The 21,160-nt window shown below is 61.6% G+C and carries 26 protein-coding genes and 1 tRNA gene; 8 read left to right on the top strand and 19 right to left on the bottom strand.

Features of this window, described 5'->3' with window-relative positions:
- Window positions 1–284 precede the first annotated feature (284 nt).
- From A9513_RS26425 to A9513_RS26350, 16 genes are read right to left on the bottom strand one after another with little or no spacing between them, the layout of a single operon-like run.
- Window positions 285–1,583 carry an STY4528 family pathogenicity island replication protein gene (locus tag A9513_RS26425; protein ID WP_065327869.1) on the bottom strand — a complete coding sequence of 433 codons (1,299 nt, stop codon included), beginning with the start codon at window positions 1,581–1,583 and terminating at the stop codon, window positions 285–287.
- Window positions 1,580–2,251 carry a DUF2857 domain-containing protein gene (locus tag A9513_RS26420; protein WP_043273986.1) on the bottom strand — a complete coding sequence of 224 codons (672 nt, stop codon included), beginning with the start codon at window positions 2,249–2,251 and terminating at the stop codon, window positions 1,580–1,582. Before A9513_RS26420 ends, A9513_RS26425 begins: the two co-directional genes overlap by 4 nt.
- A 28-nt stretch (window positions 2,252–2,279) precedes the next feature.
- Window positions 2,280–4,004 (bottom strand): ParB family protein, encoded by a 1,725-nt coding sequence (locus tag A9513_RS26415; RefSeq protein WP_043273987.1) that lies wholly within the window; start codon window positions 4,002–4,004, stop codon window positions 2,280–2,282.
- A gap of 2 nt (window positions 4,005–4,006) precedes the next feature.
- Window positions 4,007–4,261 (bottom strand): Arc family DNA-binding protein, encoded by a 255-nt coding sequence (locus A9513_RS26410; protein WP_043273988.1) that lies wholly within the window; start codon window positions 4,259–4,261, stop codon window positions 4,007–4,009.
- A 32-nt stretch (window positions 4,262–4,293) separates the two neighbouring features.
- Window positions 4,294–5,295: a nucleoid-associated protein YejK gene (gene yejK, locus A9513_RS26405; RefSeq protein WP_065086044.1), complete on the bottom strand. Its 1,002-nt coding sequence runs from the start codon at window positions 5,293–5,295 to the stop codon at window positions 4,294–4,296.
- Window positions 5,295–5,534: a hypothetical protein gene (locus A9513_RS26400; protein WP_043273991.1), complete on the bottom strand. Its 240-nt coding sequence runs from the start codon at window positions 5,532–5,534 to the stop codon at window positions 5,295–5,297. The genes yejK and A9513_RS26400 overlap by 1 nt, the downstream gene beginning before the upstream one ends.
- Window positions 5,527–6,024 carry a hypothetical protein gene (locus A9513_RS35845; protein ID WP_141678532.1) on the bottom strand — a complete coding sequence of 166 codons (498 nt, stop codon included), beginning with the start codon at window positions 6,022–6,024 and terminating at the stop codon, window positions 5,527–5,529. Before A9513_RS35845 ends, A9513_RS26400 begins: the two co-directional genes overlap by 8 nt.
- Window positions 6,017–6,253 (bottom strand): hypothetical protein, encoded by a 237-nt coding sequence (locus tag A9513_RS26390; protein WP_043273993.1) that lies wholly within the window; start codon window positions 6,251–6,253, stop codon window positions 6,017–6,019. The genes A9513_RS35845 and A9513_RS26390 overlap by 8 nt, the downstream gene beginning before the upstream one ends.
- A complete protein-coding gene (locus tag A9513_RS26385; protein WP_043273994.1) occupies window positions 6,250–6,765 on the bottom strand; it encodes a hypothetical protein in 516 nt (171 codons plus the stop codon). The genes A9513_RS26390 and A9513_RS26385 overlap by 4 nt, the downstream gene beginning before the upstream one ends.
- Window positions 6,755–6,943: a hypothetical protein gene (locus tag A9513_RS26380; RefSeq protein WP_043273995.1), complete on the bottom strand. Its 189-nt coding sequence runs from the start codon at window positions 6,941–6,943 to the stop codon at window positions 6,755–6,757. Before A9513_RS26380 ends, A9513_RS26385 begins: the two co-directional genes overlap by 11 nt.
- Window positions 6,940–8,286: a replicative DNA helicase gene (gene dnaB / locus A9513_RS26375; RefSeq protein WP_043273996.1), complete on the bottom strand. Its 1,347-nt coding sequence runs from the start codon at window positions 8,284–8,286 to the stop codon at window positions 6,940–6,942. The genes A9513_RS26380 and dnaB overlap by 4 nt, the downstream gene beginning before the upstream one ends.
- Window positions 8,283–8,981 (bottom strand): DUF2786 domain-containing protein, encoded by a 699-nt coding sequence (locus A9513_RS26370; protein ID WP_043273998.1) that lies wholly within the window; start codon window positions 8,979–8,981, stop codon window positions 8,283–8,285. Before A9513_RS26370 ends, dnaB begins: the two co-directional genes overlap by 4 nt.
- Entirely contained in the window at window positions 8,981–9,205 is a 225-nt protein-coding gene (locus A9513_RS26365; protein ID WP_236175872.1) for a hypothetical protein, read from the bottom strand. The genes A9513_RS26370 and A9513_RS26365 overlap by 1 nt, the downstream gene beginning before the upstream one ends.
- An 11-nt stretch (window positions 9,206–9,216) precedes the next feature.
- Window positions 9,217–9,936, bottom strand: coding sequence for a hypothetical protein (locus tag A9513_RS26360; protein WP_043274001.1), 720 nt, complete (start codon window positions 9,934–9,936; stop codon window positions 9,217–9,219).
- A complete protein-coding gene (locus A9513_RS26355) occupies window positions 9,933–10,724 on the bottom strand; it encodes a hypothetical protein (RefSeq protein ID WP_051879440.1) in 792 nt (263 codons plus the stop codon). Before A9513_RS26355 ends, A9513_RS26360 begins: the two co-directional genes overlap by 4 nt.
- Before the next feature lies 1 nt (window position 10,725).
- Window positions 10,726–11,586 carry a ParA family protein gene (locus A9513_RS26350; RefSeq protein WP_043274003.1) on the bottom strand — a complete coding sequence of 287 codons (861 nt, stop codon included), beginning with the start codon at window positions 11,584–11,586 and terminating at the stop codon, window positions 10,726–10,728.
- A gap of 306 nt (window positions 11,587–11,892) precedes the next feature.
- Here A9513_RS26350 and nadA point away from each other — a divergent pair, with 306 nt between their 5' ends.
- Entirely contained in the window at window positions 11,893–12,951 is a 1,059-nt protein-coding gene (gene nadA / locus A9513_RS26345; protein ID WP_024763373.1) for a quinolinate synthase NadA, read from the top strand.
- A 142-nt stretch (window positions 12,952–13,093) separates the two neighbouring features.
- Here the strand turns inward: nadA and A9513_RS26340 are convergent, their stop codons facing one another.
- The gene (locus tag A9513_RS26340; protein ID WP_065086043.1) at window positions 13,094–14,530 is read right to left on the bottom strand and encodes a M48 family metalloprotease; all 1,437 of its coding nucleotides are present in this window, start codon (window positions 14,528–14,530) and stop codon (window positions 13,094–13,096) included.
- Between the two features lie 226 nt (window positions 14,531–14,756).
- Here A9513_RS26340 and A9513_RS26335 point away from each other — a divergent pair, with 226 nt between their 5' ends.
- Window positions 14,757–15,008, top strand: coding sequence for a sulfurtransferase TusA family protein (locus A9513_RS26335; RefSeq protein ID WP_065086042.1), 252 nt, complete (start codon window positions 14,757–14,759; stop codon window positions 15,006–15,008).
- A gap of 56 nt (window positions 15,009–15,064) precedes the next feature.
- Window positions 15,065–16,144 carry an AI-2E family transporter gene (locus A9513_RS26330; RefSeq protein ID WP_065086041.1) on the top strand — a complete coding sequence of 360 codons (1,080 nt, stop codon included), beginning with the start codon at window positions 15,065–15,067 and terminating at the stop codon, window positions 16,142–16,144.
- Between the two features lie 60 nt (window positions 16,145–16,204).
- On the opposite strand, the gene A9513_RS26325 is transcribed toward A9513_RS26330, so the two are convergent.
- Window positions 16,205–16,675 (bottom strand): peroxiredoxin, encoded by a 471-nt coding sequence (locus A9513_RS26325; RefSeq protein WP_024763377.1) that lies wholly within the window; start codon window positions 16,673–16,675, stop codon window positions 16,205–16,207.
- A gap of 12 nt (window positions 16,676–16,687) precedes the next feature.
- A complete protein-coding gene (locus A9513_RS26320; RefSeq protein WP_024763378.1) occupies window positions 16,688–17,245 on the bottom strand; it encodes a glycine cleavage system protein R in 558 nt (185 codons plus the stop codon).
- A 170-nt stretch (window positions 17,246–17,415) separates the two neighbouring features.
- Here A9513_RS26320 and dapA point away from each other — a divergent pair, with 170 nt between their 5' ends.
- From dapA to A9513_RS26295, 5 genes are all read left to right on the top strand, one after another.
- Window positions 17,416–18,294 (top strand): 4-hydroxy-tetrahydrodipicolinate synthase, encoded by an 879-nt coding sequence (dapA, locus tag A9513_RS26315; protein ID WP_024763379.1) that lies wholly within the window; start codon window positions 17,416–17,418, stop codon window positions 18,292–18,294.
- A 13-nt stretch (window positions 18,295–18,307) separates the two neighbouring features.
- Window positions 18,308–19,498 carry an outer membrane protein assembly factor BamC gene (gene bamC / locus A9513_RS26310; protein ID WP_024763380.1) on the top strand — a complete coding sequence of 397 codons (1,191 nt, stop codon included), beginning with the start codon at window positions 18,308–18,310 and terminating at the stop codon, window positions 19,496–19,498.
- Complete coding sequence (locus tag A9513_RS26305; protein WP_038803298.1) at window positions 19,437–20,195, top strand: MBL fold metallo-hydrolase; 759 nt, start codon at window positions 19,437–19,439, stop codon at window positions 20,193–20,195. Before bamC ends, A9513_RS26305 begins: the two co-directional genes overlap by 62 nt.
- 29 nt (window positions 20,196–20,224) lie before the next feature.
- Window positions 20,225–20,935 carry a phosphoribosylaminoimidazolesuccinocarboxamide synthase gene (gene purC / locus A9513_RS26300; protein ID WP_038803299.1) on the top strand — a complete coding sequence of 237 codons (711 nt, stop codon included), beginning with the start codon at window positions 20,225–20,227 and terminating at the stop codon, window positions 20,933–20,935.
- Between the two features lie 95 nt (window positions 20,936–21,030).
- Window positions 21,031–21,120, top strand: a tRNA-Ser gene (locus A9513_RS26295).
- Window positions 21,121–21,160 lie beyond the last annotated feature (40 nt).

Raw genomic sequence — 21,160 nt, 5'->3', positions numbered from 1 at the left:
CACGGCGCCGATGGCCGGGTCCTGACCGAGTGATGCGGGCCGCATCACCCAGTTCGCCGTTGGCRCCGAGGACCTGGTCCTGGTCGAGTGGTGTGGGCCRCAMCACCCAACTCGCCCACGGCGCCGATGGCCGGGTCCTGACCGAGTGATGCGGGCCGCATCACCCAGTTCGCCGTTGGCGCCGAGGACCTGGCCCTGGCCGAGTGTTGCGGCCCGCAACACCCAGTATGCCGTCGGCGCCGACGATCATGTCTTGGTCGGGTGGCGATCATGACACTGGCTGATCAATCCGTCGGTGATCCCCCCTGCCTCGGTTTCAGTTGTTGCCAGATCGTGCTTAGGGCCGATTTGGCCGTCTGCATCCCAGCCTGAGATGGTGGGGACTGAGGGCGGGTAACTGGCGGCGTAGGGGGGGCTGGTTGCGCTTGAGCGACCTTGGGTTGAAGTTGCGGGCTAGGCTGCCAGTCAGCGTTGAAGTCTCCGCGAATAGCACGCGTTGCAAGCGATGACAGGTAAGCCATGGGCTTGCTGACTTCGCCCTCGATGCAGCGATGTGCCCACTGACCCATCACGGGTTCCCTAAGGTCATCCGGGACCGTTTGCATGATCGATCGGGCCCTGCTCCGGTTCTCTGCGCTGAGCATTTCCAAGGCAATCAGCCAGTTCGCCGCGGCATTCCTTGGATTACCCGCGGGAAGTACAGAGCTTTTACAAACATCTTTGTGTGTATCTGTATACGTACTATATGAGTTCGGATTCCGAACTGAGGGTGTACTCGGTGAATTTCCACTGAGTTCGGATTCCGAACTGAGGGGTAGAGCGCCTTGTTTCGCAGGGTTCGCACTGAGTTCGGCATCCGAACTCAGTGACGCCTCGCTGATTTCGTACTGAGTTCGGATTCCGAACTCAGGGGCTGGAAAAGCGTGCAGCTTGCTCTCGACTGCCCAGGCCTGACCATTCAGACGCTCAGCAATCGTATCGACGTGCGTCGGAAGGCGGCGTCCTACGTCCGGGTCACCGGTAAACTCGCGCCAGGAAATCTCCGCCACTTCCTTGATGGCCTTGTTTTGATGCTCCATAGATTGGAGCAGCAGCTGCATGTAGTCCTTGTCGAACTCGATGGCTTCAGCTGGGGTTACAGGTTCATCATGTAGGAGGTAAACGTTGCCCTGCACCTGGCCGCTTACCTCATTGCGTACTCTGCGTCCAAGGCTCAGCCAGCGTGTGAGCCGGAGCACGGTCAATGCTTTCGATACTGTTTCCCTGGAAGCGTGTTTCCCGGGGTTCATCCCCAGATAGGGGCGGAGCTGGTCGTAAGTCGGGAATGCGGTAACGCCGTCTTCATTGACGAGCAAGCGGAAGACCTGCCAGCAGTTTCTTTCGAGTGGCGTCAGGCGGTTGTCGAGCAGCAATTTTCGTGGAACCGTCTCATGGGGGTTCCCGCTAAAGATGATCCCTGCGTACTGCGAAGGGGGGGCGGACTGGGTAGCGGTCTCCTGTGCTCTCTTCTTTTGCAAATGGGCCTCGAGGTGTCCCGAGGCCGAATCTAGGAGCGTTGAAATGGGGAACCGGGCGAGCTTCATCTTGCTTCGTCGCCTTCCTCGGAGGTGACAGCCACCACCTGTTGTTGTTCGTGGAGCAGCAGCATCTGGGCACTATGGCGCCACGGGTTTTCTTTGTTGGGCGGATAGACTCCCTGGCTGATCCAGCTCGTGATGCGATGCCAGATTTGAGCCAGCGTCAGCCCATCGGTAATCAGCTCTTCGGCGACCAGCATGGCAACGTCGAGCATGGCCAGGCTGTCCTTCAGGTCTACCTGGTTCTCTTCCATGAGGTGGACCCATCTGTGCCAGACCAGGTGGTCTTGGTCCTCTGAAAGCTCAGGCCAGCGACCTCTAGGCGTCTTCACCCCGATGACCGCACGCTGCAGAGCAATTTCTTGAGGCGACAGTCCGAAGAACTTGTTGAGCAGATTCGTGGTTGCTCCCAGGCGAATTGCGCGCTCGATCAGCCGCATTTCTTCTTCAGAACGCGCAGCGCCGGAGATCAGCTTCATGACGATGGACTCGTCGATGCTGACCTTGGCCCAGGTGACTGGGGTATTGAGCAGCAGGCTCATAATGGTAGGGTGCTGGATTTGGCCCAGTACCTCGGGGGCAAGCCCCATCTCGATACAGCGATTCAGCTGACCGTTGCGCATCAGGTTCAGTATCTGCGACAGCACAGCTTCGTTTATTGGCGACTTGGACATTGCGATTCCCTCCCGTAATCGTCCGCGATCAGCTGTCGAGGGCTGGTGTGTGCTGAGCGTGCTCTTGGATCTCCAGGTCGATGAGGCGACGGGCGAGGCGCACGATCCGGAACAACTTGACCAGTGCGCCGTCGCTCAGTCGACCTCGGTCGTCCGGGACCTGGTCTTTTGCCATCGGCTGCCCGAGGAGCAGTTGGCCGAGACCCGCAGCAAATTCGAACTCCATGAGGCCATCGCGGGCTTCGGGCTGATCCTCCAGTAGTTTCAGAGCGATTGCCGTTGCACCGCTGAGTGACTGGAGGAGCGTCACTGTGTGATGGGCAGTCGCGGTGATTTCAATTTCTTCCTGGGGCTGCCGGTAGGAGAACCCGATGCCGCCATCTACCTCGAAGATGTCACCGGGGGCGCCAACAGCCTGAAGTATTTCCACAGCCAGGTTGGCGATGTGCTTACGCAGTTGGTCGGCCGCATCGATCTCGCGCTCGATATACCAGAGGTCGCTGATGGGGTGCAGTCCACCGGCCTGGACCGGGATGGCGATGAGTGCATTGGCATTGAAGTCAGGCAGTTGCTCGCCATCCAGCGCGGCCATCTTCTGCTTCATTTCCACTACACGAGAGCTGATGTTCGCAGGGGCGGCGACATGACCATCGATTCGAGCCTGACGGTCTTCGGCAGTCATCTGGTTGATGTCAGGAGTAGTGGTGATCCGCGTCCCCTGCCGTGCTGGCAGGGACGGCGGGATGGTCGCTGGTGTGTTCTTGCTGGTCGGCTGGGGCGGTAGAGCGGGCACCTGGGTTTCAGTCCCGCCGGTTTCGGCAACTTGAGGTGGCGGCGGCGGAGGGGATGGAACTTCGACAACCGGAGTGCTACGGCGCAGTTGGTCCTGCTGCTGGGTGATCTCGAGCAGCACGTCCTCGTAGCCGATGCCGAGCGGCCCTTTCATTTGACCGATCAGCTCATCCTGGAAGCGCTGGAACAGAAACTCTTCGGAATCACCTTCAAACTGAGCCAGCACGTCCTGAAAGAGCATCTCGAAGTCGATGCCGGCACCTTTGTAGTGCTTTTCCCAGCAGGTGCTGGCTGTTTTACGCAGAGATAGAATTTTGCTGACTCTGTCCACGCCCAGACCGCTGTAGAGCATTCCCGGAATAGCAGGTAGTAGGTATCGAATGGCGTCGAGCATGCGGCTGATGTGGGATTGCGAAACGGGATAGCCATCTGCGGCTAGGCGTCGCGACAGTTCTCTTTGCGATACTGCTTGGCCAGTCTCTGCCTCATAGTGAGTTTTGGCCTTATCGATGCCCACAGCGCGCTCAATGAACTTGAGATCGCCTTTCAGGTCGTTCTCGGCCAAGTGCCCTACCAAGGAAAGAATCTCGCCCCGGGCTTGATCCCAAGGGCGGAACAGGCAGTGGAACCGATAAAAGCGCTCGTCGCCGGTCTCCTGGTAAAGCTCTTTCAGGATGGCCAGGCGAGTGTTGCCCCCGTTGCGGATGCGATGCTTTTGTTCGCCTGGTCGGCGAGTGACTGGCGGGGGCGTATCAAGGCCGCGGGCCTTGATGGAGGCTTTAATTTCCTCGTACTTCGGGTTGCGAGTCGTCCGAGGGTTGTCGTCATACGGAAGGACGTCATCCAGCGTCAGCACCATCGGGGTGTCAACGACGGGATCGCTGAGTTGCGCCACGGGAGCGGCCTGCGGCTGGAAGCCAGGCTTGAGCATGGCGTCTTTCAGGGAGATCGGCTCGGCCATGATTACAGTCCCCGCGCGTCGTTGGCGGAGTCGGCACCAGTAGGCTGCTGGGACAGCAGCCGGTCGATGACCTGGTTGGCTCGCTGGATCTGCGACTCCAGTTCGTCAACGCGCTCCAGGCGATGGAGGATCTCGCGATTCAAGGATCGGTCGTTGTCCTTGGCCAGCTCGGCAATGCGGCTTTTCATCCCACAGGGCATGCGGACTACGAATTTGTCTTCGGGCTCTTTGGTGGCGGTTTGGCGATCAGCGCTCATGTCATTTCTCCGGAATTCTGGCGGCAGGTTTCTCAGCGACGCTTCAGCTGGTCGTGCAGCTGGGTCGGGAGGCCACGAATGGTCAGCACGTCGCGCTCTCCGTCGTACTCGACCTTGCTGCCCAGCAGGTGGGCCTCAAAGCTGATCGACAGGCCTTCCGCGCGGCCAGTGAAGCGGCGGAACTGGTTGAGGGTGCGTTTGTCCGCCGGGAACTCTGGCGACAGGCCGTAATCCTTGTTGCGGATGTAGTCGTAGAAGGCGCGCGGYGCCTGGTCGTCCATCAGYTCGGAGAGYGCGTCSAGGGCCATCGGCTCGCCGATCTTSGCCTGGCTGGTGGCGTARTCCACYAGCACRTCGGTCYTCTCGCGGGCCTGYTCTTCGGGCAGGTCTTCGCTTTCCACGAAGTCGCTGAAGGCCTTGAGCAGGGTGCGGGTCTCGCTCGGGCCGTCGACGCCCTCGGTGCAGCCGATGAAGTCGCAGAAGTAGTCCGAGACCTTCTTTCCGCTTTTGCCCCTGATGAACGAGATGTACTGTTTGGACGTCTTGTTGTTCTGCCACTCGGAGATGTTGATCCGCGCGGCCATGTGCAGCTTGCTGAGGTCAAGATGGCGCGAGGGAGTTACTTCTAGCGCCTCGGTCACCGCCACTCCTTCGCTGTGGTGGAGGAGGGCGATGGACAGGTAGTCGGTCATGCCTTGCTGGTAATGGCAGAACAGCACGTGGCCGCCAGTGGAGAGATTGGACTCCTCCATCAAATGCGCGAGCTGTTCCACTGCATGGCGGCTGAACTCGACAAAGTCCATGCTGCCAACCAGGAACTCGTTCAGCCAACCGCTTAGCGGGTAGGCGCCGGATTCGCCATGGAAAAGGCCCCAGGCCTTGTTCGGCTTGGCGTTGTAGCTCTCGTTGAGGTCGGCCATGAGGTTTTCCATAGCCTGGGAATCGACCAGCTCGACACCACTGATATGCAGTGCAGATGGGTTGCCGTCGGGCTTCTTGTCGATCAGGTGGACGATGGCGTGACGAATGGGCATTAGATGATCTCCTGACAGGACGACTGGGCCGCCTGAACGTCGGCGCGGCGGAGGCGCGCGAGAGCGTTGAGGGCCGAATGGCAGTCGCTGGCGGTGAAAGAGGTGAAGATGGGCAGCCGGCCAGGCTTGCTGAATTTGACGTGGCCGCCGGCGGTGCGGCTTGCGCTCCATCCGAGTTGTTCAGCAGTGATGACCAGGCGTTTCAAGCCTTCTTGGGCGCCGCGGAGGAAATTACGCATTAGCGGTTTCCTCCTGCTGCTGAAGCCAGGTCTCCATGTCCTGCAGGCCTGCTGGAAGGGTTCCGGTGCGAGCTGCCTCGAGGAGGCGCTCTACCAAGCGCTTCAGGTGCTTATCCAGTTGGTGCCGTTGGCAGGCAATCTCGTCATGCGATGAGCGGAGCAGTTGCACTTCTTCCTGCAGCTGCTCGAGGACCAGAGCACCGCCGGCGCCTGCAGGGCAGACTTCAGCTGCAGTCGCTCGGAACTGGGTGAACAAGCGTGCCTCCCAGTCCTGGCGGCAAGGCCAGAACCGGTGGCCGCGCTCCACGTTCCAGCCGCTGGTCCACGTGCGGCATTTTCCGCAGTCCGGGCAAGGCATCTCGCCGCCACCGTCCAGGTGATAACCGCAGTGCATGCAGATCCACGTGGGACCAGCACGCAGCAGCAGCTCAAGGCGTAGCTCGTTGTTGTGGATACGGTGCAGTGGGCGGAAGGTGGTGATCTCAGACATCACGACCTCCGCTCAGACTCCAGCGGCTCTCGATGTAGTTCGCTTTGTCACCAGGCTGCGCCGGCAGCTTGGCGATCACACCTTGGCCTTCGCCGAAGAGGCGGTCGGCCAGGCGCTGTGCAGCGATCTGATCGCTCCAGGTGCAGCTTGCGCGCTTGCCTTTCACGGTGTTGGTGAAGAACCCAGCTCCGTCGAATTTCACTACGCACTCGCGGGAGGTTGCGCTCATGGTGCGACCTCCTGGTTGAGAGCATCGCCGGCCTGGACAGCCACGATCTCAGGGGAATCGCCGGGATAGCGGGTTGCCAGTTCAGTGAGGAACTCGCGTGCAGCCTCCCGGGCACCGGGAATGCGAAACACCACAGTGCAGTGATGCGCTTCGGCCTGGCCGGAAAGAGAGGGGATCACTCCGACCTTGAGCGAACAACTGAACAGATACTTTGGAACCCAGACCGCCCAGAAGTAGTTGGAGAGCAGCGCGCCAGGTGCCTTCAGGCTGAGCTCTAGCGTGCCTGCGTCGGTTTCGAGGATCTCGATGTACTGCAGCTTCTCGAACTCCCTGAGCTCAGCGTGGAGCGCAGCAGGGGCGACAGTGCTGTGGTCACGACCGAGCCGCGTAATGACTTGGCTGAGGGCGTCGAGCTCGATGGCGTTCAGACCGGCGCGATGAGCGTGAGCCAGAGCAGAGGCTTCGAACGGAACGCCGGCGGCGATAGCAGGGAAAGCTCCATCAGCGCGCATGGTCCACCTCCTGCAGTTCATCGATGTCGTAGCTACCGCAAACGGGGCAGGTGAGGACCTCGATCTCGCCTTCAGGGCTGGTTTCGGCCGGAACGAACTGGCGTACGTTCTGCAGCGGATGGTGAGTCCCGCAGTTGCGGCACCAATGGGTGATGGGGGAGTGCTGACTGGACGTCATGCGAATGCTCCTTGCAGCTCATGCGCACTGAGATTGGCGAATCGCGTCTGCTGGGGGATGAAGGCGGTGCGGACGGTTCCGGTCGGACCGTTACGGTTCTTTCCGACGATCAGCTCTGCGATGCCTTTGGCCTCGGTATCGGGGTTGTACACCTCGTCCCGATACACGAAGAGGATCAGGTCGGCGTCCTGCTCGATGGCGCCGCTGTCCCTGAGGTCCGCGCAGATGGGGCGTTTGTTCGGACGGCGTTCGAGATCTCGGTTCAGCTGGGAAAGGGCTATAACCGGGCAATCCATCTCCTTCGCCAAGGCCTTCAGCGAGCGCGAGATCTCGCTGATCTCGTTGGCTCTGTTCTCTTGGCCGGGGCTGCGCATGAGCTGCAGGTAGTCGGCCATGATCAATGACGGTTTTCCGTAGCGACGAGCAGCTCGGCGCGCCTTGGCTCGAAGCTGCATCGGCGTGAGGTTGCCGGTATCGTCCATGACCAGCCGTGTTCCATACCCGTCCATGCGTGCCACGGCGCCGGTCAGTTTTTGCCAGTCCTCTTCCTCGAGTCTGCCCTTCAGCAGCCTTGAGAGATCAATACGTCCAAGAATGGCTAGCAGCCGATACACTAGGGCCTGGGCTGGCATCTCCATGCTGTACACCTGGACCGTCTGATCCGGGCGCGACTTCAGCGCAGCGTCGACGATGCTCAAGCAGAACGAGGTTTTGCCCATCGAGGGACGGGCGCCGACTATGACCAGGTCGGCAGGCTGGAGTCCCGAGGTCAGCTCATCGAGATCGTCCAGGCCAGTTGAAACCCCGGTCACCGTGACGTTGCCGTTGAAGTTCTGATCGATCTGGTCGACGACCTTGATCATTGTGTCGCGGACGTTCACGAACTCGGAGGTCGACCGGCCTTCACCCAGTGCGAACAGCTGCTGCTCGATCGACTCCTGGACCTCGTTGGCATCAGCCTGTTGGTCAGTAGCGGCGCGCGAGCACTGGTAGCCCAGGGTCATCAGCTGACGAAGGTGCGACCGGTTGCCCACGATCGCAGCGTAGTGCTGGATATTCGCAACCGACGGAGTGTTCATGGCCAGCTCAGCCAAATAGGCCAGGCCGCCTACTTCCTCATGAGCCTCCAGCGCTTCACCGATAGTGACGATGTCGAAGGGGCTGTTCTTCGAAGCAAGGTCACTGATCGCTTTGAAAATCAGTTTGTGCTCACGACGGTAGAAGTCCTCCTCCTGCAACTGATCGCCGACCAGGTCCCATGCCTCGTTGTCGAGCATCAGCCCGCCAAGGACACCCTGCTCAGCTTCAATCGAATGAGGAGGGGAGAGGTCCAGGTGGTTCATCTGGCACCCCCGTGCGCAAGCGCTGCCAGGGGATCCCGGCCGACACCACGACGCAACTGGGCCTTCTTGCCTGCCTCCCATCCAGCGTGCAACGAGCTGCGATCATGGCCCTTGGCAGGCGTCGAGCTTATGTTGGTGTGCTGGAGGTTCGGGTGGTGCAGGCTGAGATAGGCGCTGATTTCAGAGCGAGTGTCGGAGCTCATGCCCGTGGCGAATTGGTCGACCTTCTGCGCAACGGCACGTATCCAGCCTTCCGCGAACAGCTGTCCGCGGCGCCGCTTGGTCTTCAGCTGGCAACGCGATAGCTGGGCGACGTGCTCGCGGCGAGCTTTCTGCAGCTGGTTGAGCAGGCTGCTGTAGGTATACGCAGCCAGGTCAGGGCCCACACCCTTGCCCAGAAACTTGAAGCAATAGCCGTGACCGTGGCGGTAGTAAGAGAGGTAACTGCAGTCGAAGGCCTCAGCGCAGGCAAGGGCAAGCGAGTGATGCCAGTCTGCAGGAGAACGGCGGGTATGGGTCGGGACGCTGGCTTCGTCAACCAGGCTTGCGCGGATATCCTCATGCTCCAAGTTGTACTGGGACATGAGCGCGCGTGCCTGACGGAGCGCAGTTTCGACTTCATTCGGCGTGGCACCGTTGGAATTGGCCAGAGCCATCAGCTTGGCCACCTTGTCCAGGACTTTCTGCTTATCCATCAGGCCTGGCCCTCGCTCAAGGTGCTGAGAGGCTTGCGAGGCTCGTATTGCAGCTCCCACGTCGGATGGAACGGCATGGTGTGCTTGAGGCCATCCAACTGCACGTTCAGTCGGCAATCCTTGGCGCTGCGGATGGTGCCGAACTCCTTCTTCCCGCACCCGGTGTAGAGCACTCGCATCCCGCGCTTGGCCGGAACGCCGTACCACTTACGAGTTCTTTCCATTTGCCCGGCCATCACACACCTCCCGAAGCCAGCACTGCGGCGTTGGTCAGCGCGCGGAAGCTCTCAATTACGCCTTCACGCAACTCCTGCTCGGCGTGAATTGCGTTACTGCGGTTTTCGCTCCCGCCCTTCTCCGCAAACTCCTGCATTGCGTAGCGGAATTTGGTTATCAGGCTTCCGATATGTTCCAAGCCCCTCGAATAAGCCTGTCCCTGACGGCCCTCACACGCGATCAGGTCCGCTTCGCACTGAGCTGCAGGGCGGTCTGCCTGAGAGGGAACGTTGCTGCGCTCCACCCGGGTGTTCCAGGTGCGACGAGCTTCTGCAGCGTCGACCTCTACCTCGGTAGCCAGACCGCACCAGGTGCATTCCACGCGGTGGCCACATTCACTGTCAGTTTGCTCCGCCAAGCATCCGCAGCACGGGCAGCTGAGCAGTGGGCCGAACTGGAGGGAGTGCTCGGCGCGAGCATGGTCCATGGTCTTGAGGACCGCGCCCAGGGCGCTCTGGCTGCCAGCCAGCGCCGGCGAGTGCACTTCTTTGGTGGAAAGAGAAAGCTCCAGGCACCCCTTCTCGGAGACCTGGAAGTTGCTGCTGTGAAGTGAAAAGCCGACTCCGTTGATGGAGACGTTCAGGGGGAGATCGGCTGCAGTCGCATCTTGGCGCTGGATAGTCGCTAGGCGTCCCTGCAGCATTGCCAGCGTGACTGGCTTCTTGGCATCACCGTTCATGCCTGCCCCTCCTGCGAACCCGTCGAGGAAGGCGGCGGAGTGAAGCTGTTCAGCGCTTTGCGCCAAAGCTCGATTACTTCCTTCTCCTGGTTGGTCAAAGCAGCTTGGCTGACCTGGTCAGCCACCCGCTGTTTCATCGCAGCCAGGCGCTCTTCGACTTCGGAACCGTCGTCGTAGCTGAGCTCCTCCTGAATTGCGGTGATCAGTTCGGACCGTAGATAGGTGATCTGGAAGAAAAGGTCGGAGTAATTTCGTTCGCGCTTGGTGCCGAAGTGCACCCCAGAAGTGCCCAGGTCTGGCCCGTGTTTTTGGCAGAACTGAATGGGGGAGTAGAAGGTATGGAGAACGCGCGCCCGGTTGTAAATCAGCGCGGTTTTCACGATTTCCAGCAGGTCCTCATTGGCATTCGGAGCTGCTGGAAGGGGATATTGAGCAGCAACCAGTTGCTTGGCGCGCTTATCGCGAGCCTCTCGGCGCCGTTGCGCTTCCTTCTCGGTACGTTGGCGCTTTTCTTTGGCATGCACGACGTTGTTGCCGACCGAGTCGATCAGATGCGCGGCATCGAGCAGGAGCTGCCGTTGGTCTGCTGTCAGGTGCTCCCCGAGTCGCCCCAATAGGCCGGATCTCGTAGTCCAGCGTTGGCCGATCTTGCGAAGCTCACCAGAAACAGAGGTCAGCTTTGTCTGGACGCTGCGAAGGTCCTTGGCGCTGTACAGCTCGCCTAGCTTCAGCACCACTTCAGGGGTGATCCCGCTGGCATGGGTGATATCGACAGGTTTCTTGGCCATTTCAGCGGCCTCCCTTGACGATCTGGGCGACCTTCTCCTCGGTCATCGCCTCGAAGCGGTCGCGCCACTCGGGGAAAACCTCGATGGCGAGGCTGCGGATGATGCTCAGTGCTGACGGCGCCTGGCGATTGGAGGGCTGGCTGTATTCCAGTCGGTGGGCAGGAACGCCCTGGGAGGCGGCCTTTCTGAAGACGACCGCCTGGGGGACGATGGTATCCAGCACGGAGACGTCTGGGTTGCCATCGAATACTTCGCGGACAGTCTCGTGGATCTGGCGGGCGTCTGCCGTTTGGTCGAGCCCGTTGATGATGATGTTTATGTGGGGGATGTTCAGCCCCAGGCGGCTGTAGGTATGAAGCCCCGCCATCATGTGCATGGTGCCGCGATTGAATTCTCGGGCCGCCAGCATGTTCGGTGGCAGGGGGGAGAGGGCGACGTCGGAGGCAAGCACGACCATTTCCAGCATGGCCGAGCGTGCGCCCTGGGTGTCAAAGAGCACTAGGTCGTACTGGTCAGCGAAAGCTGGCATCAGATTGGCGAGTCGCAACCGTCCGTCGGGAGCCTGGAGTAGGAGGTTGTTCAGCTGGTTGTTGATGTCGTTGGAGACAATCACATCCAGATTGGGGATGTTGGTGCGAGAAACAATCCGTTCCGGATCGGTGTTATTGAAGGCTAGGAGGTCGTAAAGACCGCCAGGAGCTTCATGGGCGAGAGGGTAGTAGGAAGATCCGGAAGGTTGGACCGGATCGAGATCGATCAGGAGGGTACGCAGTCCAGCATCTGCGACAAAAGCGCCCAGGTTGGTCGAACTGGTGGTTTTGCCGGTACCGCCTTTGGTGGAAATAATACCTGCTTTTTTCATTACAAATGCCTCTAATGTGGGTTGCATTAGAGGCTGCGTGCCTAGAGCTCTGGGCATTCACGGGGCCGGAGAACCCCTTCCTAGACGCTCCTAGTCCAATTGTCTTTTAACCAATTGGTCGTAGGTTCGAATCCTACACGACCCACCATCAAATCTTGTGAAAGCCCCGTGATCGAAAGGTCACGGGGCTTTTGCCATGTGCCGGAAAAAGTCCGCCGCGCGGCACTTCTCGGCCCGCCGCGACGAGGGATGGTGGTGATAAAATCGCCGGCATAATCAGACCGTGCCTGTTGAGGTTTCCACACGATGTCCCAGATTTCCGAACGCCTTCTGGTCCAGGCCCATCTGGCGGCGAAACAGCCGCGGGTGCTGAGCGCAGAGGAAGAGGCCGACTACCGTGCGGCCATCGCTGCCGAATTGAAGGCGCAGAACGCTGTGCTTGTCGCGCACTATTACTGCGATCCGGTGATCCAGGCGCTGGCTGAAGAGACCGGCGGTTGCGTTTCCGATTCGCTGGAAATGGCCCGCTTCGGCAACCAGCACTCCGCGCAGACCGTGGTGGTGGCTGGTGTCCGCTTCATGGGCGAGACCGCGAAGATCCTCAACCCGGAAAAGCGTGTGTTGATGCCCACGCTGGAGGCGACCTGCTCGCTGGACCTGGGGTGCCCGGTGGAAGAGTTCTCGGCGTTCTGCGACAAGCATCCGGAGCGCACCGTGGTTGTCTACGCGAACACCTCGGCGGCGGTGAAGGCTCGTGCGGACTGGGTGGTGACCTCCAGCTGCGCCGTGGAGATCGTCGAGCACCTGATGGACAACGGCGAGCCGATCCTCTGGGCGCCGGACCAGCACCTGGGGCGCTACATCCAGCGCGAAACCGGTGCGGACATGCTGCTCTGGGACGGTGCCTGCATCGTTCACGAGGAGTTCAAGGCCAAGCAGCTGGAAGACCTCAAAGCGGTCTATCCGGACGCTGCGATCCTGGTGCACCCGGAGTCGCCGGAAGCGGTGGTTGAGTTGGCCGATGCGGTGGGCTCCACCAGCCAATTGATCAAGGCCGCGCAGACGATGCCGAACAAGCGCTTCATCGTCGCCACCGACCGCGGCATCTTCTACAAGATGCAGCAGCTGTGCCCGGATAAGGAGTTCATCGAGGCGCCCACCGCCGGCAACGGCGCGGCTTGCCGCAGCTGTGCGCACTGCCCGTGGATGGCCATGAACACCCTGGAGCGCACCCTGGCATGCCTGAAGGAAGGCTCGGGCGAAATTTTCGTCGACCCGGCGCTGATTCCCAAGGCGATCAAGCCGCTCAAGCGCATGCTCGACTTCACCCAGGCGGCGAAGCTGAAACTGGCGGGCAACGCCTGACTCTCTCGGCACCATGAAAAAGCCCGGCAGATGCCGGGCTTTTTCTTTGAGGCTTTTGTGGGAGCGAGCTTGCTCGCGAACCCACCACGGGAATCAGTGGCATCAAGCTGTTCGCGAGCACAGGTAAGGGCTGCGTGGTTGCTCAGCGCCCCATCATCTCTTTCAGGATGCGTTCCTGGTCGCGGAACTCCTGCTGGCGTGCATCCAGGCGCGCAGCCAGGGTGAAGTTGCCGCCGGCGCGACGCTTGGCGAAGTCCAGTTGCTCGATCGCCTGCTTGTAGTCGCCGGTGAGCGCGTAGTACTCCGCGCGGGCCTGGTATACGCCGATGGCGTTTCCGCTCAGGGTGCAGGCATCGGCCAGGCGGTTCCACACGTCCGGGTCCAGCGGGCGGCGCTGGGACAGCTTGAACAGCGTCTTCTCGGCGTCGGCGGCGCGGTTGGTCTTCATCATCAGGTCGGCGTTGGCCTGGATCAGCGGATAGCTGTCCGGGTACTGGGTTAGCATTTTCTGCACGCGCGCCTGGGCATCGGGCAACTTGTTGGCGGTGATGTCCAGGTCGGACATCGCCAGGTTGTAGCTGATGTCGTTGGGTGCCTTGGCCAGCAGTTGCTGGAGGTTGTTGCGGGCGTCGTTGAGCTGGCCGATCTTGGTCTGCGACAGCGCCAGGCCATAGCGGGCGGCATCGTTCTTCGGGTCTTCATCGAGCTGCGCGCGGAACTGTTTGCTGGCCATGCCCGGGGTGTCCTCGAACATCTGCTGGACGCGGGCGCGCATCAGCTCGTAGCGCAGCGAGTCTTCCTTGCCGCCCTTGGGGTATTGCTCGGCGCGGTTGCGGGTGTCGGCGATACGCGATTCGGTCACCGGGTGAGTCAGTAGGAATTCCGGCGGCTTGCCCTCGTAGCGGTACTGGCGCGCCAGGCGCTCGAACATGTTGGGCATGGAGCGCGGGTCGTAGCCGGCGCGGACCATGGTGGCGACGCCGACGCGGTCAGCTTCCTGCTCGTTCTGCCGGGAGAAGCGCAACTGGTTCTGGATCGCTGCGGCCTGGGTGCCGGCGATGGCAGCGATACCGGCGTCGCCGGCACCCGCTGCGGCGGCAATAATGCCGGCCAGCATGGCGGCCATCACCGGTACCTGCATGCGCTGTTGCGCCTCGATGCCACGGGCGAAGTGGCGTTGGCTCAAGTGGCCGAGTTCGTGTGCCAGTACTGCGATGTATTCGCCTTCGGTCTGGGCATAGATGAACAGGCCGCCATTGACGCCGACCACGCCGCCAGGGGCGGCAAAGGCGTTGATCTGTTTGTCGCGGATCAGGATGAAGGCCAGGCGGTGGTCCTGCAGTTCACTGGACTCCGCCAGGCGGTAAACGCTGGACTCGACGTAATCCTTGAGTTGCGGGTCGTTGAGCGTATCGACCTGGTTGCGCAGCATGCTCAGCCAGGCGCGGCCGAGCTGGAATTCCTGCTCCGGAGAGACGATGGACGAGCTGGCATCGCCCAGAGACGGCAAGTCGTCCGCCAGGGCCGGCGTGGCGAGGGCGACAGCGAGCGACAGCAGGGCAGGGCGGAGTACTTTCATGTACACGAGGCTCGTTCCGAGAAAGGCTCTACTTTAGCCGCACGCTAACGCCTATGCCTAGTTTGCAGGGCGGAAGTGCGGCGCAATTCGAAATGGGTATTTTCACTTGGTCCTCCTTTTAGGCCTTGATGCTGACGGCTTGATTAATGAACACCGTCTTGCCTGGGCCTGGTTACTTTTCCAAGGCTTTCGGTATTCTTGGGCGCCCTGACCGGAGTTCGTTTCGATGTCCGATTCCACGCCGTCCGTCCCCGCCTATGACGCGGAGCTGGACGCCAGCGGTCTCAATTGTCCGTTGCCGCTGCTCAAGGCCAAGCTCGAGCTGAACAAGCTGCCCAGCGGGGCGGTGCTCAAGGTGATAGCCACCGACGCTGGCTCCCAGCGCGACTTCCGCGTTTTTGCCGATCTTGCCGGGCACTCGCTGCTGCATGAAGAGGTCGAAGGCGGCGTCTATCGCTACTGGCTTCGCAAGAAGTAGCTCTGAAGTTTCCGGGTCACCGGGACGTTACCCTTTGTCGTTTCGTAGGCCCTTACATGCTCAAGGTTTTGCAGGACTGGATGCAGCGCTATTTCTCCGACGAGGAGGCGATAGTGCTGGCGGTCATTCTCGGGCTCGGGTTCACCGTCATCCTGGCTTTCGGCGGGATGCTCGCTCCGGTGCTGGCGGCGATGGTCATCGCCTTCCTGATCCAGGGCATGGTCGGTGTACTGGAGCGCCTGCGCGTGCCGCACCTGTTCGCGGTGTGGCTGGTGTATTCGCTGTTCCTCGGCCTGCTCGCGGTGTTCCTGCTGGTGCTGGTGCCGCTGCTGTGGAAGCAGCTCTTCACCCTGTTCAACGAGCTGCCCGGCATGCTCGGCGAGTGGCAGGCGACGCTGCTGATGCTGCCTGAGCGCTACCCGGACATGGTGACCGAGGAACAGGTGCTGCGTACCGTCGAGGCGGCGCGCAACGAGCTGGGGCAGCTTGGCCAGTGGGCGCTGACCTTCTCCCTGTCGGGCCTGCCGGTGGTGGTCAACATCATGATCTACCTGGTGCTGGTACCGATCCTGGTGTTCTTCTTCCTCAAGGATCGCCGGCGCTTCTACCACTGGTTCCGCCGCTACCTGCCGCGCGAGCGCGGGCTGATGAAGCAGGTGTGGAACGAGATGAACCAGCAGATTGCGAACTACATTCGCGGCAAGGTCATCGAGATCTTCATCACCGGCGTGGTGACCTACATCGCCTTCGCCGTGCTCGGCCTGAACTACGCGGCGCTCCTCGCTCTGCTGGTTGGTCTGTCGGTGGTAGTGCCCTACATCGGCGCAGTCGTGGTCACGGTCCCGGTCGCGATGATCGCGCTGTTCCAGTGGGGCTGGAGCGACCAGTTCATCTACCTGATGGCAGCCCACGCGATCATCCAGGCGCTGGATGGCAACGTGCTGGTGCCGCTGCTGTTCTCCGAGGCAGTGAACCTGCATCCGGTGGCGATCATCTGTGCGGTGCTGTTGTTCGGCGGGCTGTGGGGCTTCTGGGGAGTGTTCTTCGCCATTCCGCTGGCGACCCTGGTGAAGGCTGTCCTGGATGCCTGGCCGCGCCAATCGGCGGTGCAGCCGCAGGTCAGCCCGATGATGTGACGTCGGGAACGGAAAAAGGCCGCTGATCAGCGGCCTTTTTCATGGAGCTGGCTGAGTGGCTTACTGGTTCAGCGCCTGGGCGGCGGCGAGCACGGCATCCACGTGGCCGGGCACTTTCACACCGCGCCACTCCTGGCGCAGCACGCCCTTGGCGTCGATCAGGAAGGTGCTGCGGTCAACACCCATGTATTCCTTGCCGTAGAGCTTCTTCAGCTTGATCACGTCGAACAGCTGGCAGACGGCTTCGTCCTTGTCGCTGATCAGTTCGAAGGGGAAGCACTGCTTGGCCTTGAAGTTCTCGTGGGACTTGATGCCATCGCGGGAAACGCCGAACACGAGGGTGTTGGCCTTGGCGAAGTCCTCGATCTTGTCGCGGAAGCCCTGGCCTTCGGTAGTGCAGCCAGGCGTGCTGTCCTTGGGGTAGAAGTACAGGACGATCTGCTTGCCCTTGAGTTCGGACAGGCGGAATTCGACGCCGCTGGTGGCGGGGGCCTGGAAATCGGCGACGGGTTTGTTCAGTTCGACTGCCATGGGGCTCTCTCCTTACGGATGCTGCGGACGCCAGGGCTCGATCAGCGCGTCCAGGTTCAGCGCATCGGCGAAGTCGAGGAACTGATCGCGCAGCCAGCTGATCTGGGTGCCGGCTGGCAGCGTCACGGTGAGGGTGGCGTTGAGCATGCTGGTGTTGGTATGCGGCGCCTGGTAGGTGTCGCAGGTGAGGTTCTCCAGTTCGATGTTGTGATCGATGAAGAACTGGCACAGCTCGTTGAGGATGTCCGGGCGATAGACGGCGCTGACATAGGCCACGTAGGGCAGGGCCTGGGCGCGGGTAACGTGGACATTGCTGCGGGTGACGCTGAGGGTGAAACCATGGCGCTTGGCCAGGGGCGGCAGGCCGCCTTCCAGGCGGGCCAGGGCATCCCAGCTGCCGGAGATCTGCAGGATCAGCGCGCTGAACTCGCCATGGCGGGTCAGGCGGCTGCTGACCACCGAGCAACGGTTGTCGACGCAGGTGCGGCACAGCACGCTGGTCAACTCCATCGGGTTCGGGCCCAGAGCGCTGATCAGGAGGAATTGTTCACGAGGGTGAGAGGCGGACATGCAGCTTTCCTGGAGTGGCGGCCAAGCGGGCCGCATCGACAAAGAAGGAAGGGTAGCGAAAAGCGCCGATGAGGGGAATGTCTGGTCGTTCGCGGGTCGCTGCGTCACCTTGTGCGTGGCCGGTGGCGACAGTACCATTACGGCTTTCTTTTTCCGGCAGGAGCGGTTGCATGATTGCGGGCAGTATGGTGGCGCTGGTCACCCCCTTCGATGCTCAGGGTCGACTGGATTGGGACAGCCTCGCTAAGCTGGTGGACTTCCACCTGCAGGAAGGCACCAACGCCATCGTAGCGGTCGGCACCACTGGTGAATCGGCCACCCTGGACGTGAACGAACACCTGGAAGTCATCCGTCGCGTAGTCGACCAGGTCAACGGCCGCATCCCGGTCATCGCCGGCACCGGCGCCAACTCCACCCGCGAAGCCGTCGAGCTGACCGAGGCCGCCAAGTCCGGTGGCGCCGACGCTTGCCTGCTGGTGACTCCGTATTACAACAAGCCGACCCAGGAAGGCCTGTACCAGCACTTCCGCCACATCGCCGAAGCCGTGGCCATCCCGCAGATCCTCTACAACGTGCCGGGCCGCACCGCCTGCGACATGCTGCCCGAGACCGTGGAGCGCCTGTCCAAGGTGCCGAACATCATCGGCATCAAGGAAGCCACCGGCGACCTGCAGCGCGGCAAGGAAGTACTGGATCGCGTTGGCAAGGACTTCCTCGTCTACTCCGGTGACGACGCTACCGCCGTCGAGCTGATGCTGATGGGCGGCAAGGGCAACATCTCGGTGACCGCCAACGTCGCCCCGCGCGCCATGAGCGACCTCTGCGCCGCCGCCATGCGTGGCGATGCCGCCGCTGCCCGCGCCATCAACGATCGTCTGATGCCGCTGCACAAGACCCTGTTCATCGAATCCAACCCCATCCCGGTCAAGTTTGCCCTGCACGAAATGGGGCTGATTCCAGAGGGCATCCGCCTGCCTCTGACCTGGCTCAGCCCGCGTTGCCACGAACCGCTGCGTCAGGCCATGCGCCAGACCGGCGTCCTGGCTTAAGGAGCTCCCTCGCATGAAGCGACTGGCAGGACTGACTGCGCTCGCCCTGGTTATCGGCAACACCTCCGGCTGCGGCTGGTTGTGGGGCCCGGAAGGCTACTTCCGTGACCGTGGCGACGATTACTTGAACGCCCGCGAAACGGCACCGATGAAGGTGCCCGACGGCATGCAGAGCAAGCCGCTCGACCCGCTGTTGCCGATCCCGATGAACGTCGCCACCAGCACCGAGAAGGAAGGCGAGTTCGAAGTGCCACGTCCGCAACCGCTGTCCGGCGCTGGTGAAGTCAGCGATTTCAGCTTGCAGAAGAGCGGTGATTCGCGCTGGCTGGTCGCCCAGCGCCCGCCGGCGGAAGTCTGGCCGGTCGCCCACCAGTTCTTCCAGGACAATGGCTTCTCCATCGCCAACGAGCGTCCGCAGACTGGCGAGTTCAGCACCAACTGGCAACCGCTGTCGCAGCTTTCCGCGCCCCTGGCGCGTCGACTGAGCAGCCGCGTGTCGGGCGTTGAACCCGACAGCGAAGCGCGCGTTCGCGTACGCATCGAGCCGGGCGTGCAGACCAACACCAGTGAAGTCTACGTGCTGAGCGAAACCCGCCCGGCCGGCAGCACCGCCAGTGGTGACTGGCCGACCAAGCCGGCGGTGCCGAGCCTGGATGCTGCGCTGCTCGACGAGATGATCGCCAGCATGGCCACCAGTGCCGAGAAGGGCGGCTCCGTCTCCCTGCTCGCCGCCCACTCGGATTACGACACCCCCGGCGCCGTCCAGCTGAACAAGGACGGTAGCGGCAACCCGGTACTGACCGTCGACTCCGACTTCGACCGTGCCTGGGTCAGCGTAGGCCGCGCTCTGGATCGTGCCGACATCCGTGTCGACGACCTCAACCGCAGCCTGGGCGTGTACTACGTCAACATCGCCGAAGGCGCGAAGAAGAAGGACGAAGACAAGCCTGGCTTCTTCAGCCGTCTGTTCGGCGGTGGCGAGAAGACCAAGGAAGAGGAAGACGCCAAGGCCCAGCGCTACCAGGTTCGCCTGACCAGCGTGAGCAATACCGTCCAGATCACCGTCGACAAAGACATCAACACTTCCGCACCGGCTGACGTGGCGCAGGGCGTGTTGGAGAAACTCCAGGAGAGTATGCGGAATGCACTTCGCGGTCCTGGGGAGCGGAAGCCGGGGCAATTCGGCCTTGGTGAGCAGTTCTGACACCCGGATACTGATCGATTGCGGTTTCCCGCTGCGTGAAACCATCCGCCGTCTGGCGCGCCTGGGCGTAGAGCCCGGGCAGCTGGACGCGGTGCTGGTCACGCACGAGCATTCCGATCACATCAACGGCGTCGAACTGCTGGCCCGGCACCATCGAATACCCGTGTACCTCAGCGCCGGCACCTTGCAGGGAATGCGCAAGCCGGTGACGCCGGCGGGGCTGCTCAGATGCGGCGACCGCCTGCTACTGAAAGACCTGGAAGTCACTGCAGTCAGCGTCTCCCACGATGCGCGGGAGCCCCTGCAGTACGTGTTTTCCGATGGCCGGAAGCGCTTTGGCCAGCTCACCGATCTGGGGGCCGCCACGGCGCAGGTGCTGGAATGCTATCGTGGCCTCGATGCGTTGATCATCGAGGCAAATCACGATACCGACATGCTGGCCCGCGGTCCGTATCCCTACCCACTCAAAGCCCGTGTTGGCGGCCAGTGGGGACATTTGAACAACCGGCAGGCCGCCGAACTGGTGGCCCAGCTGGGCTGGGAAAGCTTGCAGCACCTCGTGCTGGCGCATCTCAGCGAAAAGAACAACTCGCCGCAGCTGGCCCGGCAATGTTTCGTCGACACCCTAGGGTGCGACCCGGACTGGCTGCAGGTAGCCGATCAGCATTCTGGACTCGACTGGCGCACCATCGCCTGAGCCCAACCCTTAAGCAAGCGGAGCCCATCATGGAAAAACGCGAAGAACTCTATCGCGGCAAGGCCAAGTCGGTTTACACCACCGATGACGCCGACCGCCTCGTCCTGCTGTTCCGCAACGACACCTCGGCGTTCGACGGCAAGCGCATCGAGCAGCTCGATCGCAAAGGCATGGTGAACAACAAGTTCAACGCCTTCATCATGCAGAAGCTTGAAGCCGCCGGCATCCCGACCCAGTTCGACGCCCTGCTGTCGGACAACGAAGTACTGGTCAAGAAGCTCGCCATGATCCCGGTCGAGTGCGTGGTGCGCAACTACGCCGCCGGCAGCCTGGTGCGCCGCCTGGGCGTGGAAGAGGGCCTGCAGCTCACCCCGCCGACCTTTGAACTGTTCCTGAAGAACGACGCCCTGGGCGACCCGTTCATCAACGAATCCCACGTCCAGGCCTTCGGCTGGGCGACCCTGGAGCAACTGGCCGAAATGAAGGCCTACTCCTTCAAGGTCAACGAAGTACTGAGCAAGCTGTTCGACGACGCCGGCCTGCTGCTGGTGGACTTCAAGCTCGAGTTCGGCCTGTTCCACGGCAAGATCGTCCTGGGCGACGAATTCAGCCCGGATGGCTGCCGCCTGTGGGACAAGGAAACCCGCAAGAAGATGGACAAGGACCGCTTCCGCCAGGGGCTGGGCGACGTCATCGAAGCCTACGAAGAAGTGGCCCACCGCCTGGGCGTGCCGCTGTAAACCGGCGAAATCACGCAAGCGCCTGATACCACGCAAAAAAATCCGAAAACAAAGCTTCGCGTTCGGACTTCAAGCTGGTATCATGCGCGCCGCACGGAGAGATGCCGGAGTGGTCGAACGGGACGGATTCGAAATCCGTTGAACCAGCAATGGTTCCTAGGGTTCAAATCCCTATCTCTCCGCCATTATTGCAATGGCTGAAGCCCCTGAAATTCCTAGAGTTTC

The organism is Pseudomonas sp. AU12215 (assembly GCF_001675465.2).
Taxonomy (GTDB): domain Bacteria; phylum Pseudomonadota; class Gammaproteobacteria; order Pseudomonadales; family Pseudomonadaceae; genus Pseudomonas; species Pseudomonas nitroreducens.
This window is presented reverse-complemented; position numbering and strand designations above follow the sequence as displayed.

Excerpts from the sequence above, each read along its gene's own strand:
- A9513_RS26425 (WP_065327869.1), bottom strand. The coding sequence starts at position 1,583 with ATGAAGCTCGCCCGGTTCCCCATTTCAACGCTCCTAGATTCGGCCTCG.
- A9513_RS26420 (WP_043273986.1), bottom strand. The coding sequence starts at position 2,251 with ATGTCCAAGTCGCCAATAAACGAAGCTGTGCTGTCGCAGATACTGAAC.
- A9513_RS26415 (WP_043273987.1), bottom strand. The coding sequence starts at position 4,004 with ATGGCCGAGCCGATCTCCCTGAAAGACGCCATGCTCAAGCCTGGCTTC.
- A9513_RS26410 (WP_043273988.1), bottom strand. The coding sequence starts at position 4,261 with ATGAGCGCTGATCGCCAAACCGCCACCAAAGAGCCCGAAGACAAATTC.
- A9513_RS26400 (WP_043273991.1), bottom strand. The coding sequence starts at position 5,534 with ATGCGTAATTTCCTCCGCGGCGCCCAAGAAGGCTTGAAACGCCTGGTC.
- A9513_RS35845 (WP_141678532.1), bottom strand. The coding sequence starts at position 6,024 with ATGTCTGAGATCACCACCTTCCGCCCACTGCACCGTATCCACAACAAC.
- A9513_RS26390 (WP_043273993.1), bottom strand. The coding sequence starts at position 6,253 with ATGAGCGCAACCTCCCGCGAGTGCGTAGTGAAATTCGACGGAGCTGGG.
- A9513_RS26385 (WP_043273994.1), bottom strand. The coding sequence starts at position 6,765 with ATGCGCGCTGATGGAGCTTTCCCTGCTATCGCCGCCGGCGTTCCGTTC.
- A9513_RS26380 (WP_043273995.1), bottom strand. The coding sequence starts at position 6,943 with ATGACGTCCAGTCAGCACTCCCCCATCACCCATTGGTGCCGCAACTGC.
- dnaB (WP_043273996.1), bottom strand. The coding sequence starts at position 8,286 with ATGAACCACCTGGACCTCTCCCCTCCTCATTCGATTGAAGCTGAGCAG.
- A9513_RS26370 (WP_043273998.1), bottom strand. The coding sequence starts at position 8,981 with ATGGATAAGCAGAAAGTCCTGGACAAGGTGGCCAAGCTGATGGCTCTG.
- A9513_RS26365 (WP_236175872.1), bottom strand. The coding sequence starts at position 9,205 with ATGGAAAGAACTCGTAAGTGGTACGGCGTTCCGGCCAAGCGCGGGATG.
- A9513_RS26360 (WP_043274001.1), bottom strand. The coding sequence starts at position 9,936 with ATGAACGGTGATGCCAAGAAGCCAGTCACGCTGGCAATGCTGCAGGGA.
- A9513_RS26355 (WP_051879440.1), bottom strand. The coding sequence starts at position 10,724 with ATGGCCAAGAAACCTGTCGATATCACCCATGCCAGCGGGATCACCCCT.
- A9513_RS26350 (WP_043274003.1), bottom strand. The coding sequence starts at position 11,586 with ATGAAAAAAGCAGGTATTATTTCCACCAAAGGCGGTACCGGCAAAACC.
- nadA (WP_024763373.1), top strand. The coding sequence starts at position 11,893 with ATGTCCCAGATTTCCGAACGCCTTCTGGTCCAGGCCCATCTGGCGGCG.
- A9513_RS26340 (WP_065086043.1), bottom strand. The coding sequence starts at position 14,530 with ATGAAAGTACTCCGCCCTGCCCTGCTGTCGCTCGCTGTCGCCCTCGCC.
- A9513_RS26335 (WP_065086042.1), top strand. The coding sequence starts at position 14,757 with ATGTCCGATTCCACGCCGTCCGTCCCCGCCTATGACGCGGAGCTGGAC.
- A9513_RS26330 (WP_065086041.1), top strand. The coding sequence starts at position 15,065 with ATGCTCAAGGTTTTGCAGGACTGGATGCAGCGCTATTTCTCCGACGAG.
- A9513_RS26325 (WP_024763377.1), bottom strand. The coding sequence starts at position 16,675 with ATGGCAGTCGAACTGAACAAACCCGTCGCCGATTTCCAGGCCCCCGCC.
- A9513_RS26320 (WP_024763378.1), bottom strand. The coding sequence starts at position 17,245 with ATGTCCGCCTCTCACCCTCGTGAACAATTCCTCCTGATCAGCGCTCTG.
- dapA (WP_024763379.1), top strand. The coding sequence starts at position 17,416 with ATGATTGCGGGCAGTATGGTGGCGCTGGTCACCCCCTTCGATGCTCAG.
- bamC (WP_024763380.1), top strand. The coding sequence starts at position 18,308 with ATGAAGCGACTGGCAGGACTGACTGCGCTCGCCCTGGTTATCGGCAAC.
- A9513_RS26305 (WP_038803298.1), top strand. The coding sequence starts at position 19,437 with ATGCACTTCGCGGTCCTGGGGAGCGGAAGCCGGGGCAATTCGGCCTTG.
- purC (WP_038803299.1), top strand. The coding sequence starts at position 20,225 with ATGGAAAAACGCGAAGAACTCTATCGCGGCAAGGCCAAGTCGGTTTAC.